This is a genomic window from Candidatus Sericytochromatia bacterium (assembly GCA_035285325.1).
Classification (GTDB): Bacteria; Cyanobacteriota; Sericytochromatia; order S15B-MN24; family JAQBPE01; genus JAYKJB01.
This window is the reverse complement of record JAYKJB010000009.1, coordinates 39,744-53,153: the sequence shown is the minus strand read 5'-3', so window position 1 is coordinate 53,153 and position 13,410 is coordinate 39,744. Positions and strand designations below refer to the sequence as shown.

13 protein-coding genes and 2 tRNA genes are annotated in these 13,410 nt (G+C 65.9%); 7 read left to right on the top strand and 8 right to left on the bottom strand.

From position 1 onward, the window contains the following. The first annotated feature begins 151 nt into the window (after positions 1-151). Positions 152-1,588: a family 1 glycosylhydrolase gene (locus VKP62_01505; protein MEB3195856.1), complete on the top strand. Its 1,437-nt coding sequence runs from the start codon at positions 152-154 to the stop codon at positions 1,586-1,588. 99 nt (positions 1,589-1,687) lie between these two features. Here VKP62_01505 and VKP62_01500 read toward each other — a convergent pair whose 3' ends face one another. Further along, positions 1,688-2,017: a phage holin family protein gene (locus VKP62_01500; GenBank protein MEB3195855.1), complete on the bottom strand. Its 330-nt coding sequence runs from the start codon at positions 2,015-2,017 to the stop codon at positions 1,688-1,690. 165 nt (positions 2,018-2,182) lie between these two features. Here VKP62_01500 and VKP62_01495 point away from each other — a divergent pair. From VKP62_01495 to VKP62_01470, 6 genes are all read left to right on the top strand, one after another. Next, positions 2,183-2,256: transfer RNA gene (locus VKP62_01495), tRNA-Met, on the top strand. Positions 2,257-2,361: 105 nt separating this feature from the next. Further along, a complete protein-coding gene (locus VKP62_01490; GenBank protein MEB3195854.1) occupies positions 2,362-2,568 on the top strand; it encodes a hypothetical protein in 207 nt (68 codons plus the stop codon). A 24-nt stretch (positions 2,569-2,592) separates the two neighbouring features. Then, entirely contained in the window at positions 2,593-2,850 is a 258-nt protein-coding gene (locus tag VKP62_01485; protein MEB3195853.1) for a hypothetical protein, read from the top strand. Between the two features lie 42 nt (positions 2,851-2,892). Further along, positions 2,893-2,963 (top strand) — tRNA-Gly (locus VKP62_01480). A gap of 114 nt (positions 2,964-3,077) precedes the next feature. Further along, a complete protein-coding gene (locus VKP62_01475; GenBank protein MEB3195852.1) occupies positions 3,078-3,374 on the top strand; it encodes a hypothetical protein in 297 nt (98 codons plus the stop codon). Then, entirely contained in the window at positions 3,371-4,504 is a 1,134-nt protein-coding gene (locus VKP62_01470) for an aromatic acid exporter family protein (protein ID MEB3195851.1), read from the top strand. The genes VKP62_01475 and VKP62_01470 overlap by 4 nt, the downstream gene beginning before the upstream one ends. 24 nt (positions 4,505-4,528) lie before the next feature. Here the strand turns inward: VKP62_01470 and pfkA are convergent, their stop codons facing one another. The 7 genes from pfkA to VKP62_01435 form a co-directional block, all read right to left on the bottom strand. Then, positions 4,529-5,503 (bottom strand): 6-phosphofructokinase, encoded by a 975-nt coding sequence (pfkA, locus tag VKP62_01465; GenBank protein ID MEB3195850.1) that lies wholly within the window; start codon positions 5,501-5,503, stop codon positions 4,529-4,531. Between the two features lies 1 nt (position 5,504). Continuing rightward, positions 5,505-6,467 carry an acetyl-CoA carboxylase carboxyltransferase subunit alpha gene (locus VKP62_01460; protein ID MEB3195849.1) on the bottom strand — a complete coding sequence of 321 codons (963 nt, stop codon included), beginning with the start codon at positions 6,465-6,467 and terminating at the stop codon, positions 5,505-5,507. Further along, on the bottom strand, positions 6,460-7,356 hold the full coding sequence (accD, locus tag VKP62_01455; GenBank protein ID MEB3195848.1) for an acetyl-CoA carboxylase, carboxyltransferase subunit beta: 897 nt from the start codon (positions 7,354-7,356) through the stop codon (positions 6,460-6,462). Before accD ends, VKP62_01460 begins: the two co-directional genes overlap by 8 nt. Positions 7,357-7,522: 166 nt before the next feature. Next, on the bottom strand, positions 7,523-8,710 hold the full coding sequence (locus tag VKP62_01450) for a thiolase family protein (protein MEB3195847.1): 1,188 nt from the start codon (positions 8,708-8,710) through the stop codon (positions 7,523-7,525). A gap of 67 nt (positions 8,711-8,777) precedes the next feature. Continuing rightward, entirely contained in the window at positions 8,778-10,532 is a 1,755-nt protein-coding gene (locus tag VKP62_01445; GenBank protein ID MEB3195846.1) for an iron uptake porin, read from the bottom strand. A gap of 128 nt (positions 10,533-10,660) precedes the next feature. Continuing rightward, the gene (locus VKP62_01440; GenBank protein ID MEB3195845.1) at positions 10,661-11,917 is read right to left on the bottom strand and encodes an EscU/YscU/HrcU family type III secretion system export apparatus switch protein; all 1,257 of its coding nucleotides are present in this window, start codon (positions 11,915-11,917) and stop codon (positions 10,661-10,663) included. 115 nt (positions 11,918-12,032) lie between these two features. Next, a complete protein-coding gene (locus VKP62_01435) occupies positions 12,033-13,361 on the bottom strand; it encodes a hypothetical protein (protein MEB3195844.1) in 1,329 nt (442 codons plus the stop codon). Positions 13,362-13,410: the final 49 nt, after the last annotated feature.

The following is a 13,410-nucleotide window of genomic DNA, read 5'->3' as shown; positions in this document are numbered from 1 at the left end:
TTTAGATAACACATGGCCCCCCTGGCTGTCATTGCACCGGGTTGGCGGCCGTGCTACACTGGGCTTTGGTTAAAATAAAATTAAGTCGCTTAACCTTTTGGCATACCCCCGAGGCGCCCTGACCGAGCAACGAGACGTGAGCGAACCCCTCATGCGAGTGAAATCCAAGTCGTGGATGGCCTTGCTGGCCTTGTTGTTGGCGACCGCGTGCGCCCGGACCCCGGGGACGCTGGGAAGCCTGCCGGGCAACTCTGGCTCCAAGCCCGTGCAGGCCCGAGGCATGTCGTCGACGGCCTCTCTGCCGAAGGGCTTCCTGTGGGGCGTTTCCACCGCCGGTTACCAGTGGGAGGGGTACGACAAGTCCTCGCAGTGGGCCGCCTTCGACGCGGCCGGCAAGACCGCTGAACGCAACCTGTACGGGGCCGACGGGCTCAATCGCTACGCCGAAGACCTGGACCTCACCAAAGGAATGGGCTGCAACGCCTTTCGCACGAGCCTGGAGTGGGCGCGCCTGGAACCCCAGGAGGGCCGCTATGACCCTCAGGCGATCGCCCACTACCATCGCCTGCTCGACGCGATGCGCGCGCGCGGCCTCGAGCCGATGGTCACCTTGATGCACTTTTCCTATCCCGCCTGGCTCGACCGCTACGGCGGCTGGGAGAGCCCCGAGGCCCCCAAGGCGTTTGCTCGCTTTGCGGCGTTTGTCGCGAAGGAGTTCGGCAGCCAGATCAAATGGTACATGACCTTCAATGAGCCCAACATCTTCCTCATGGGAGGTTGGCTCACGCCGATGACCCCGCCTGGCAAGGTCGACCCCGTGGCTGGCTTGAGGGCCATGCGCCGCATGATCCAGGGTCACGCCGCTGCCTACGAGGCGCTGCATGCCAACGACGCCGATGCCCAGGTGGGCTTCAATATGTACACCGCCCAGTGGGCCCTGGGGGCTCCCACGGCGCCCCTCTCGGCCAAAGATGCCTCGGACGTCGAGAAATTCGCGGAGCACGAGGTGTGTTCCGACACGGCCTTCCTCGATGAACTGCAGAAGCGGGGCAAGACGCTCGACTACGCGGCGCTCGACTACTACTGCAAGTTTTACCTCTACCTGCCGTTCGTGTTTCCGCGTTCGGACACCTGGGAGGTTTATCCTGAGGGCCTCTACAACGCCATCAAACGCTATCATGCGCGCTACAAGCTGCCCGTCCTGGTGGCCGAGAACGGTCTGGCGACCTACGATCTGGCGCCTCGCAAGGACCGTTGGACGCGCGGTGCTTACCTGGTCTCCCACGTGCAACAGGTCCAGCGGGCGGCGGCAGAGGGGATCCCGGTGCTGGGTTACGTGCACTGGTCGATCACCGATAATTACGAGTGGGGATCGTTCTCCCCTCGCTTCGGTTTGTTCAGTGTCGATTGCCGCAACCAGAACTTCCGGCGGGTGCGCACGGAAGGCGCCTACGCCTACGAAGAGGTGATTCGCGCGCGGGGCGTGAACGAGGCGATCGCCATGCGCTACGCGCCGCCGCGGCAGCTCGACCTGCCAAAGCCCTGGTTGGGCGGGGGCCAGGGCCTGCCGGTCTCGATTTACCGATAAGTCGAGACCAGCTTGGCGCGCTGGTGCGTCACGAAGTCTCTGGCCGTTGGCGACCCCCGCCCGGCTCCATCCACGCGGGCTTGGGACTTGAACGGTGCGCTAGCCCAGGAACAGGCCGAAAAACGAGTTGACGACCGCGATCACCGCGGCGGCCAGGATGGCCCAGCCGAAATGGGCGACCGCGACGCCGGGCACCACCAGGGTCACCAGCCAGAGCATGGCCCCGTTGATCACGAACAGGAACAGGCCCAGCGTCAGGAACGTCAGGGGAATCGAGAAGAGCACGATGATCGGTCGGATCACGGCATTGGCGAAGCCCAGCACGAGCGCGCCGATCATCGCGGGCACCAGGCCACTGACGGTAAAGCCAGGGACCAGGTAAGCGGCGATGAAAAAGGCCAGGGTCGCGGCGGTCCAGGAAGCCAGCATGTATTTCATGGGCTCCATTGTAAGCCAACGCGTCGCTGCCACACGTGACAGGCACCGCTCCGGCGGGGCCCAAGCCAACGGGGCGAGGCGCGGTTGTCCGATTCCCACCAACTGGTTCGTGATCCGGTGCTTTGACACCCGCGGCGCATGCTGTTACGATAGCTTCGCGGAGTAGAGCAGTCCGGTAGCTCGTCGGGCTCATAACCCGAAGGTCACAGGTTCAAATCCTGTCTCCGCAACTGCAAAACGCGGCGTTCTTCCAAAGAGCGCCGCGTTTTTCTTTCCGAGGCCAGGCTGCGCTGTCGTTGAGCCGCCCGGCCTGCCCGCTCAGGAGGGGCCATCGCGTGACACCGCTGACCTGGCCAAGTGCCAACGTTCGGGTGGCCTGGAGTCGCTGGCTCGACCGGTTGCTCTGGGGCGCCGTGCTGGCGGTGCTGCTGGTGCGATGTGTGCTGCCCACCGCGCCCGAGCCATTACCGCCGCGCCTGCAGGCCTTGCGCTTCGGGCCGCAATCCGCGCCGACCCTGCTGGTCTTCGACGGCTCCCGTTGACCGGCCTGCCTGACCATGGGTCCCGTGGTCTCCCGCCTCGAATCCGAATTCGCCGGCCAGGTGCGCGTGCGGCGCATCGTGTTGGACCGTCTCAAGCCCGGGACGCCCGAGCACCTGCAGGGATTTGCTTGGGCCGAGGCGCTGGCGCTCGAACGGACGCCCACCTATGTCCTGGTTACCCCTCAGGGGCAGGTTCGCGCCCGATTCGAGGGTGTCACCCCCTATCTCAGTTTGCGTGCGGCGCTGGTGGCGCTTGCCACCCCCGCTCCTGCGCTCCCTTGACGCCACGATGGCTGGCGGCCTACAATACCGCCAACACGCGCTGCCGGTGTGTTGTAATGGTAGCAAACGAGCTTCCCAAGCTTGGGGCGTGGGTTCGATTCCCATCACCGGCTCTCTTGGCCGCCTTTGCCTCGCACTCCTGATGGAGACAGGCAGGCGGTCATTTTTTTTCGAACAGGTCAACGCCGCCCCTGATCCGGGCAAGACCCTTGAGGAGACCCCACCCCATGCGCATGGACGTTCTGAACCTGGGCACCGACGAGACGCAGGTGCGCTACACCCTCAACCGCCAGGAATGCGAAACCTTGATGGAGGCGTGTGCCAGCCTCCGCGAATTGCGTTTCCCTGGCGTGCTCGACAAGATGCCCCAGATGTTCGATGAGGCTGACCTGGTCAAAGCGATGGGCGCGAAGTCCGATGCCCAGGCCGTGCTGGAACTGATCGATCTGGAGCAGGCCTTTCACCAGGCGCTGCACATGTTCCCGGGCGGCCACAGTCACGGCGACGAGGACCACGGGCATTGATCATCGCCCCTCGGGCGGTCTGGGGCCACCGCCTGCTGGTGGTAGCCAAGTTCGCCTGCTCGGGCGGCCTTGCCGCAGCCGCCGGGGCGCGCTGGGTGCCGGGGGATGTCCTGTCCGTCATCTTTATCGCCCTGATCTGCACGAGGCCGGCCGTCTCCTCTGCGCTGCGAGACGCCAGGGAGCAGGTTCTGGCCAGCCTTCTGGGGTGTGCCGTGGCGGTGCTCGTCTTTGCGGCGATCGGCCACGGTCCCCCAGGCGTGGCCCTGGCCGCTGCCCTGGTCTGGGCGCTCGAGGCCCGCTTGGGCTGGGGGTTCAATGCCTTTGTGATCATGTTGCTGTCGGTGGCCTACCTGGGCTACCCCAGTGACGCCCCCTGGACGGAGCGGATCCTTCTGCGGGAAACCTCCCTGCTGCTCGGTGTGGCCGTGGCGCTGGCGGTCAACGTGCTGGCGGCTCCCTGGCTGGGCCCCCTCAACCTGCGCGTTCGCCTTGCCGAGGGCATGCAGCGCGTGCAGCGTTTCATGGAGACCCTCGCGACGGATCTGCAGCAGGCCAATCCGAGCACGCTGGGGCGGACCGCCACTCTGTTCGACCGGGAATATGCGCTGCTGGTGGAGTTGCGTGGCGAACTGGCCGACCTGAGCCGGGATGTGCGAGTGGCGCCTTTGCTGCCTGGGGCGACGGCGGCTTCCGCCGCAGAGGTCGTGCAGGTGGCCTTCGAACTCGAGCAGGTCGTGCATCACCTGCAAGACGCCACGGGCGCTGCGCGCTCCGTGATCGCGGGTTTGGAAGCCGCAAGCCCCCCCGAGGATTTCTTGCTGCTCGGAACCTGTGTGGAGACGCTGCGGGCGGGCGCGACCGCGCTGGCGGAAGTGGCGTCCGGGCGATCGGCCCAGGGCGGGGAACTGGCGCGCGCGGAGGTTCGCCGACTGCGCGAACTCGACGCGCGCATCGCGGCCCCGGAGGAGATTGATGAACGCCTCGGGCCCCGCCTGTGGATCATGCTGTCGCTGGCCGCCGCACTGGGCCATATTCTGCGTGTGGCTCAGCGTGCGGAGAGCTGGGCCAGTGGCGAAGCGCCCACTCAGGTAGCTCTGGCCCGGAGCCAGGCCGGGGAGCAGGCCTCCTGAGCGCCTGGTTCAGTTGCGTTCGGCTCAGCCGCCCGTGGCGCGGCTGGCGAGGATGGCCTCCAGTTCGTAGAGCCCCACGTCCAACCCCCGTTTCTGACCGATCACGTCATCCAGGTTCTGAACGGACACCTCATTCCCCGAGAGGCCAACCATCACGTTGGAGGTGCCACCGAGCAGCACGTCCACGGCCGCAGCCCCCAGGCGCGTGGCCAGCAGACGGTCGAAGGCCGACGGGCTGCCGCCGCGCTGAATGTGTCCCAAGACCGTGACGCGGGTGTCGTATCCCGTGCTGATGCGCAGGCGTTCGCCCACGTCGAAGCCGTGGGCAGCGCCCTCGGCCACGATCACGATGGAGTGCTCCTTGCCCTGGTTCATGCCGCGAATGATCTTGTCGGAGACGAAGTCCAGATCATGCGGAATTTCCGGCACGATCACGAACTCGGCACCACCGGCCAGCCCGCTGGACAGCGCAATCCAGCCGCTGTCACGCCCCATCACCTCGATGATGACGATGCGCTTGTGACTGCTGGCGGTGTCGCGAATCTTGTTGATGGCGTCAAGCACGGTGTTGACAGCCGTATCGAAGCCAATCGTGTAGTCCGTGCCGTAGATGTCGTTGTCGATGGTGCCCGGCACGCCCACGATGGCGATACCTTTCTTACCCAGCAACTGGGCGCCTCGGAAAGAACCGTCGCCACCAATGACGACGAGCCCTTCGATACTCCGACGCTCCAACTCGCGGATGGCCATCTCCTGACCTTCGGGGGTGGGAAATTGGGTGGACCGTGCGGTCTTCAGCATGGTGCCCCCACGCTGCAGGATGTTGCCTACATCGTGATACTCCATCAGTCGCATCTGGCCTTTCAGGAGCCCGTTGTAGCCATATTCGATGCCCCACACTTCGCAACCGGCGTGCAGCGCCTTGCGAACCACCGATCGGATGGCCGCATTCATGCCGGGGGCATCCCCACCGCTTGTCAGGACCGCAAGGCGTTTCATCTCAACCCTCTTGAAACCGACCCAGGGCCCTGAAACGCGCGTAGCGCGACGCCAGCAGCACATCTTCCGGCTGGTCGACAATCGTGCTCAGGTGGCGCCGGATGGCCTCACCCAGCCGTCGCGCCGCTTCGACCGAGTCTTGGTGGGCCCCGCCGACGGGCTCCGTAATGACTTCGTCGACGATTGATAGTCGCTTGAGGTCCTGCGCCGAGATCTTCATGGCACTGGCCGCCTCGGAGGCCTTGGCGGCGTCTTTCCAGAGAATCGCAGCGCAGCCCTCGGGGCTGATCACCGAGTAGTACGCGTGCTCCATGATCAGGACCCGGTCGGCCACGCCCAGCGCCAAAGCGCCCCCGCTGCCCCCCTCGCCCAGCACCACCGCGACGCACGGCACCGGCAGTTGGGCCATTTCGTAGATCGAATGGGCGATCGCCCCGCCCTGGTTGTGTTCCTCCGCGGCAATCCCGGGATAGGCGCCGGGGGTGTCGATGAAGGCAATCAGCGGCATCCGGAAGCGCGCCGCGTGACGCATCAACCGGATCGCCTTGCGGTACCCCTCAGGCTGAGGCATGCCGAAGTTGCGGGCGATGTTGTCCTTGGTGTCGCGGCCCTTCTGATGGCCGACGAACACCACCGAGCGCCCCATGAAGCGTCCAATCCCCCCGACCAGGGCCATGTCATCGACGCCTTGCCGATCGCCACGCAATTCCACGAAGTCCTCGGCGATCGCGCCGATGTAATCGAGGGTGGTGGGGCGTCGCGGATGACGGGCGATCTGAATGCGTTGGGCGGGCGTCAGGTTGTCGAAGATGCCCCGCCGAAGTTCGCTGGCCCGTTCCTGTAGCCGCGCCACCTCGCCGTCCAGGTTGATGCCGTTTTCCTCGGCCATGCGCTTGAACTGCGCGATCTTGTCTTCGAGTTCGACCAGCGGGCGTTCGAACTCCAGCTCGAAACGCTTAGCCATGCGAGACCGCCCCCTCATTCGAGGTCACGTCGACCAACCGATGTAACTTGAGCAGCCGGGACAGTTCCCCCTTCAGTTTCGGACGCGGGATGATCATGTCGATCAGACCGTGGCGCAGCAACGACTCGGCCATCTGGAAGTCCGCGGGGGGCTTCTGGCGGATTGTCTGCTCGATCACCCGACGCCCGGCGAATCCGATCAAGGCGCCCGGTTCGGACACCAGAATGTCGGCCAGGGAGGGGAAGCTGGCGGTCACGCCGCCGGTGGTGGGGTCCGCCATCACGGCAATATAGACCTTGCGCGCCCGGTGGAAGTGTTGCAGCGCCGCCGTCGTTTTGGCCATTTGCATGAGCGACAGGGCGCCCTCTTGCATGCGGGCGCCGCCGCTGGCGGTGACGGTGATTAACGGGAGTTGTTCGTCGCCGGCTCGCTCGATCAGGCGGGTGATTTTCTCACCCACGACCGAGCCCATCGAGCCGCCCAAGAAATAGAAGTTCATGACGCCGAGCGCCACGCGCTGGCCATCGATCGTGGCGATGCCCGTGATGACCCCTTCTTCGGGCCCATGTTTGGCGTAGGCGTCTTTCAATCGCTCGCTGTAACGCTTCGTATCAACAAAGGCCAGCGGGTCCGTGGAGCGCAGGTGGGCGTCCATCGTTTCGAAGGAGCCCTCATCGACCAGCTGTTCGATGCGTTCCCGCGCGTTCAGACGGAAGTGAAAGCCGCAGCGAGGGCACACCTGCAGGTTGCTTTGCAGTTCCTTGGTGAAGAGTGCCTCTTCACAGGCGGTGCACTTGACCCACAGGCCGTCCGGAATGTCCCGGCGAAAGGTGGCGCCCTTGACTTCGGTGCGGGCGCTGCGATTGGCGAACCAGTCTTTGAGGGTCATCGCTCACTCGAACAGGCAGGCGAGGCTGCCACTGAACCGAAGGATTATAACACACGGGGCTCGGCCAGCCGGCCGTGTCCAGGTTCGGCCCACCGCAGAACGCGAGGGGGGCGCGATGCACCGAGGGGCCGGCGCAGGCGCTTCCCGCCTGTCCGGTGATGGTGTCCTAGGAGACGCGTTCCAGCACCATGGCGATGCCCTGGCCGCCGCCGATGCAGGCGGAAGCCACGCCATAGCGGGCTTGCCGTTCCTCGAGCTCATACATCAGGGAGAGCAGGATGCGGGCGCCCGAGGCGCCGATCGGGTGCCCCAAGGCGATCGCCCCGCCGTTCGGGTTGACCTTGTCCCGGTCGAGACCGAGTTCCTTCTCCACTGCCAGATACTGGGCCGCGAAGGCCTCGTTGACCTCGATCACGCTCATGTCGGCCAGGGTCAAGCCAGCGCGCTGCAGGGCCACCTGGATGGCGGGCGCGGGCCCGATGCCCATACGGCGACCCGAAACCCCGGCCACGGACCAGGACACGACGCGCGCCTTGGGGGTGAGGTTGAGGGCCGCGACGCGTTCTTCCGTGGCCAGGACCAGGGAACAGGCCCCGTCGTTGATGCCGGAGGCGTTGCCCGGGGTGACATGTCCCCCCTTGCGAAAGGCCGGTTTGAGGGTTGCCAGTTTCTCGAGCGAGGTCTCTCGCGGATGCTCGTCACGGGACACGAGCTTGGGGCCTCCCTTGCCGGGAATCTCGACCGGCACGATCTCTCGGGCCAGACGCCCCCGTTCGATGGCCTGCCGCGCAGCTTCCTGCGAGCGCAACGCAAAGGTGTCCATGGCCTCGCGGGAAATTCCGTACTCGTCGCCCAGCACCTCGGCCGTTTCTCCCATGATCAGCCCACAGGCGGGGTCGACGAACACGGAGTGGGGCCCGAGCAGGGGGTCTTCCAGGGTCTGGTCGCCGCGCAGGCCTTCGCGGGCCCCTCGCAGGATAAAGGGGGCCCGGCTCATACACTCGGTGCCGCCCACCAGAGCCAGTTCACTTTCCTCCAGACGCATCGCCTGACACGCGCTCACGACCGCCTGCATGCCGGAGCCGCATAGCCGATTGACGGTCAGGCCGGTGATGGTCTCCGCCATGCCCACTTGCAGGCCCACGTACTTGGCCAGGTAGTAACTTTCCCGTTCGGCTTGCATGACATTGCCGAGCACCACCGCGTCGAACGCATCGGGCGCGACGCGGGCCCGGGACAGGGCCTCGCGGGTCGCGGCGATCGCCAGATCCGCGGCGGACAGGTGGCGAAGTTCTCCCATGTAGGTCCCGAAAGGGGTTCGGGCACCGTCGACCAGGTACAGGGCGCGACTCACGGGCAGTCTCCTTGAATGTGCCGGCGCCTGTCACCCGAAGGCTGGCGCGCCGGCAGGGGGGCGCAGCTCAGAAGGGCACGAGCATCTGGGCGGCGAGCAGTTCGTGGGACACGAGGGCGGCGTTGTTGAGCAGGCCGTTGTCAGTGCCGGGGTCGAACTTGCCGGAGGAATACTCCACCTGGATACGCGGCAACTGGGCGATCTGGATTTCGGTTTGCAGCGTCAGCCCCGAGCCCAGCGTGCGTTCGAGATTGGGGCCGCCTGTCTGCTGGGCCGCCAGCGTCAGGTGAGGGAAGATCGAGAAGCCAGGGATCCGCAGCGTCGCTCCGTAGCTGGCATAATCGGCTCCTGCCAGGCCTTGCATCAGATTCCGGCCACTGAACTGAAACGGCTGACCGTTGCTGAGACGGGTACCGACCACACTGCCGGCATTCAGGCCCAGACCCAGGCCGAACCCCGTGCCAAACAGGTCATTGCTGGCCAGCGTGAGGCTGGCTTGCGAAGGGTTGAAATTGCCCGTAAAGGCAGTCCGGGAAACGGTTTGAAGACTGAGACCCAAGGCCTCGCTGCCGACATCCAGTGTGCTCGTCAGGGTCTTGTTGGCCGCATCCGGCGCATCGGTCGGCAATCCCACCGTCTTGGCCGCTAGCTGAGCACGCACGACGCCGAAGTCTCCTCCCACGGTGGCCAGCATCCGTCCGCCAGGCAGCGTGCCTTCCAGTTGAGGCAGACTGTCCGCGTAGCCCAGCGTGTTCAGGCGTTCCACGTCTCGTCCGGAAAGTCCGCCCTGGTAATAGGCCAGGCCCAGCTGGAAGGGGCCCATCTGGGTGCCTGCGGCTGCCATGTAATTCCCGCGAGGGGCCAGTGGCTGCGTGGCGTTGGGGTCCAGCGCCTGCAGGGCCACATCCGTGCCCGGCAGCCACCAGGCCGGGTTGGCCGGGCGGGCCTCCCCATTCAGCTTGAGCCGGGCCACCAGGTCACCGCTGCCCAGGGCCAGGCCGGGCGTACCCACGAACCCATAGCCGCCCAGGCCATCGCGCCAGACATTCTGGGTGAAGGGGTTCTTGAAACTCGAGCCGAGGGTCAGCACGTCGCTGGCGTTCATCACGCCCGTGTGCAGGGCCCAGGTCCCGGGGGTGTAGCTCACGTAGGCGCGCGAAAGGTACGCTTCGGTGAAGGGCGTGTCCGGGCGACCGGGCGTCGCGAAGGCAGCCCCGGCTCCCACCGGCCCGTAAACGTCCCAGAACAGGCTGCTGTGAGCCGCCACGTCGTCGGCGAGGGCGGCATCCAGGTTGAGCCGGCTGCGAACGCGGGTGTCATCTGTCGGCCACTGGGCGGCCGGCATCGCGCCCAGATACGAGCGGTATTCGTTGCGAATCTCGCCGCTGAGGCGAGCGCGCTTCTCGACGGTGGAAAGCCGCGAGTCGAGGCTGTCCGTGCGGCCCTTGAGCACCTCCAGTTCGTCCCGGAATTCCCGCTGCAGGCGCGCAATCGTCCGAAGATCGTCGGTGTTGACGCTGGGGTCGAGGCTGATCGGATTGCCCGTCGCACTGGCAATTTGTTCCTCGACCTTGGCCATCACCTTGGCGAGGGCCGCAGCCAGTTCATAGCGCGTGAGGGTCCGCGAGCCCCGGAAGGTCTTGTCGCTGAAGCCATCCATGACTTCATATTTCTCGACCAAGGCCACGATGGCTTCCCGGGCCCAGTGGTCCGACCCCACGTCCTTCAGCTCACTGACCGGCGTGTACGCCAGAACGGGCGTTGCGAACCACGGCGCGAGGCCAGCCGTCAGGCAGGTGATCAAGCGAAGACGTGCGTTCAAGACGGGGACCCTCCAATCGACGGCGACGTCTGCCGGGTTGGGCTCAGGACGCGCCCAGGCAAGATAGCACGGGGGTATGCGAGCGTCAAAACGGGTTCCCGGTCGAAACCCTTTCATCGCCGTCGCTGTCAGGTGGGGGCTGAGGGGGGGGCGGGGGGGATGGCTTCGGCCGCATCGATTTCGGGCCTCGTTTCCGCGGCCGGTTCGCTCGCTGCGGCTGACGGCGGGGACCCCGCTTGGGTGCGGGCTGGTGGCGGAGCCGGCTCGATCAGGGCAGGGACGTAACCGGTCAGAGAGGGAACGACCGGCAGGGCGGCCGGCCTTTGCCGTTTGCGCATGATGGTGGCGATGATCTTGGCCACCGCCACGAACAGTTCGGGGGGAATGCTTTGCCCCACCTTGACCTGGTCATAGAGGGCGCGTGCCGTCGGGGGGTCTTCGACCGTGGGGATGAAGTTTTCCTCTGCAATTTGTCGGATCAGCAGCGCCTGGCGCCCCTTGCCCTTGGCCAGCACCTTGGGCGCCTTCATTCCGCGCTTGGGCTTGTATTCCAGCGCCACGGCAAAGTGGGTCGGGTTGGTGACCACCACGTCGGCATTGGGGACCACCTCACGCATGGCGCCGGAAGAAATTTCCATCATCTTCTGGCGTTGCTTGCCCTTGATATGGGGGTCGCCTTCCAGCTTCTTGTACTCATCCTTGATCTCCTTGTCGGACATCTTCAGGCCTTTCCACCATTGCCAGCGCTCGAACAGGTACGAGACGAAGGCGACCACGAGCATGAACAGGGCGACTTTTTTGGCCACCTCCAGTATCAGGAAGCCAATCAGGCCCAGCGCGCCGGTGACCGAGAGGGTGGCGCTCTGCAGAATCGTGGCCAGGTTGTCCCGGACCACGTCGAACACCAAGTAACCGATCACGAGGCAAACCAGCAGGGTTTTGACCAGGTTGAACAGCTGCTTGACCTTGAACGGATTGACCTTGTTTTTGAAGCCGTTGACCGGGTCGATTTTTTCGTATTTCGGCTCCAGCGGTTTGAACGTGATCAGGAAGCCCACCTGGGCATACAGGACCACCAGCACCGTCAGCAGGATCAGGACCACGAAGGGCGTGGTGCTGATGACGACCACCAGGACCACCCGCCAGAGCAACCAGCGGGCCTGGGCCACACTCAGCCCCTGATACTCCGGAATGCTGCGCAGGATCTCGACGATAAAGGCATAGACGTACTGGTAGGCGAATTCTGCCGACCACGCCAGGGCGTAAGCCGAGACGAAGATGATGGCGGCGGCGAGCAGGTCCTGCACCTTCAGGACGTTGCCCTTTTTGCGCTCCTCATCCAATTTGTGAGGCGTCGGATCGTGTCGCTTGTCTTCGTCGGCCACGGCCTCCGCTCACCTCCCGGAGCGTCCCTCGGTGCATCGCTCGGCGTGCCCTTGGACCACCCCGTTCCCGCGCGATCGCACGGCGGGGAAGACGGGGCAGGGCCAGTCAGGATTTCTATACCGCGTCCCCGAGCCTCGCCGCCACCCACGCGAGGGCTTCCTCGCGTGAGTGCAGCGCGCCGACCGCGGTCTCCTCCTCGACTGCCGTGAGCCAATCGGCGATCGCCGGCCCGGGCCCGAGCCCCGGCAGCCCCAGCAGGTCGTGTCCATTGACGTGGCGCGGCAGGGGGTGGTCGACCCGCTGCCAGTAATCCGCCAGGCATGCGCCGATGAGCTCCCGATCAGGCGGGGTGGCCGTCGCGGCCTGAAGCCAGGCCAGCCCCGGGAAATTTTCACCGCATCGTTTGAACAGACGATGCTGTGCGCGCTTGCCAAACCGCTCGCGCAGGGCCCGTGCGAAGCCCTCCGCCTCCTCGCAGAGGCAGCGGACCAGCTGGACCTCCTTGCGGCTCAGACGTAGGCGGGTCATCACGCCTGCTCGGGGCGCCTCGGCGAGCGGGGCGAGGAGAGCGGCCAGCATCACGGCCTGGAGACGGGGGCGGTCCTCGCGCACGGGGCCCTCCAGCCAGGTGCGCGTGCGGGCCCAGGCGTCGCCCGGGCGCTGGTTCCAGGATTTTTCGCCGGCCGCAATGGTCAGGATGCCGGCCTGCCAGTCGGCCTGCGGGCAGCCCAGCGCCTCGCCGAGGGTGCCGTGGGCCTGCATCAACTGGAGGGTGCAGGCCGCTCGTCCACTGGCCAGAATCTTGGCCCATTCGGCCCCCATCCGCTCCCCCGCCGGGTGTCGCAACAGGGGCGCCAGTTCGCCCGCCCAGGCAGCGAACGGTTCACTGATGGTGTAGCCGAGGGTGGCGGCGAAGCGGTAGACCCGCAGCACCCGCAAGGGATCATCTTCCAGGTTCTGACGGGCCGGTACCCGCAGCAGCCCCGCTTGCAAATCGGCGATCCCGGACAGCGGATCGTGCCAGATGCCATCGGGCAATTCCCAGGCGATCGCGTTGAGGGTCAGGTCCCGTCGGCTGAGGTCCGCGATGAGGTTCCCCTCTTGCATAGCGGCGACATCCAGGACCGTTCCATCGGCGAGTTGCAGGCGCCAGACCTGCATCGCCTCGTCGAGCAGGACGGTGGCGGTGACGGGCAGGGCGTCTCGCAGCGCGGCGACGAAACGTTGAGGCGAGTGGGAAACCACCAGGTCCCAATCCCCCGGGGTGCGCCCGAGTAGCCAATCACGGACCCCGCCGCCCACCACCAGCAGGCGCACCCCCAGACGCACCGCGACGCGCGAAAGTTCGCCCCACAAGCGGTGCTCCGCCAGCCAGACCGGCAGCGATGCGGGGGGGCGTTTGAGCGGAGCAGGGGGCAGCGACGGCTGCGAGGGGCAGGTCATGGAAACCTCAGGACACGCATTCTCGCGGGCGCAGCAGCCCGGCCGGCGA

Bases quoted from the DNA above. Each gene is read 5' to 3' on its own strand.
- VKP62_01505 (MEB3195856.1), top strand. From the start codon at position 152: ATGCGAGTGAAATCCAAGTCGTGGATGGCCTTGCTGGCCTTGTTGTTG.
- VKP62_01500 (MEB3195855.1), bottom strand. From the start codon at position 2,017: ATGCTGGCTTCCTGGACCGCCGCGACCCTGGCCTTTTTCATCGCCGCT.
- VKP62_01475 (MEB3195852.1), top strand. From the start codon at position 3,078: ATGCGCATGGACGTTCTGAACCTGGGCACCGACGAGACGCAGGTGCGC.
- pfkA (MEB3195850.1), bottom strand. From the start codon at position 5,503: ATGAAACGCCTTGCGGTCCTGACAAGCGGTGGGGATGCCCCCGGCATG.
- VKP62_01460 (MEB3195849.1), bottom strand. From the start codon at position 6,467: ATGGCTAAGCGTTTCGAGCTGGAGTTCGAACGCCCGCTGGTCGAACTC.
- accD (MEB3195848.1), bottom strand. From the start codon at position 7,356: ATGACCCTCAAAGACTGGTTCGCCAATCGCAGCGCCCGCACCGAAGTC.
- VKP62_01435 (MEB3195844.1), bottom strand. From the start codon at position 13,361: ATGACCTGCCCCTCGCAGCCGTCGCTGCCCCCTGCTCCGCTCAAACGC.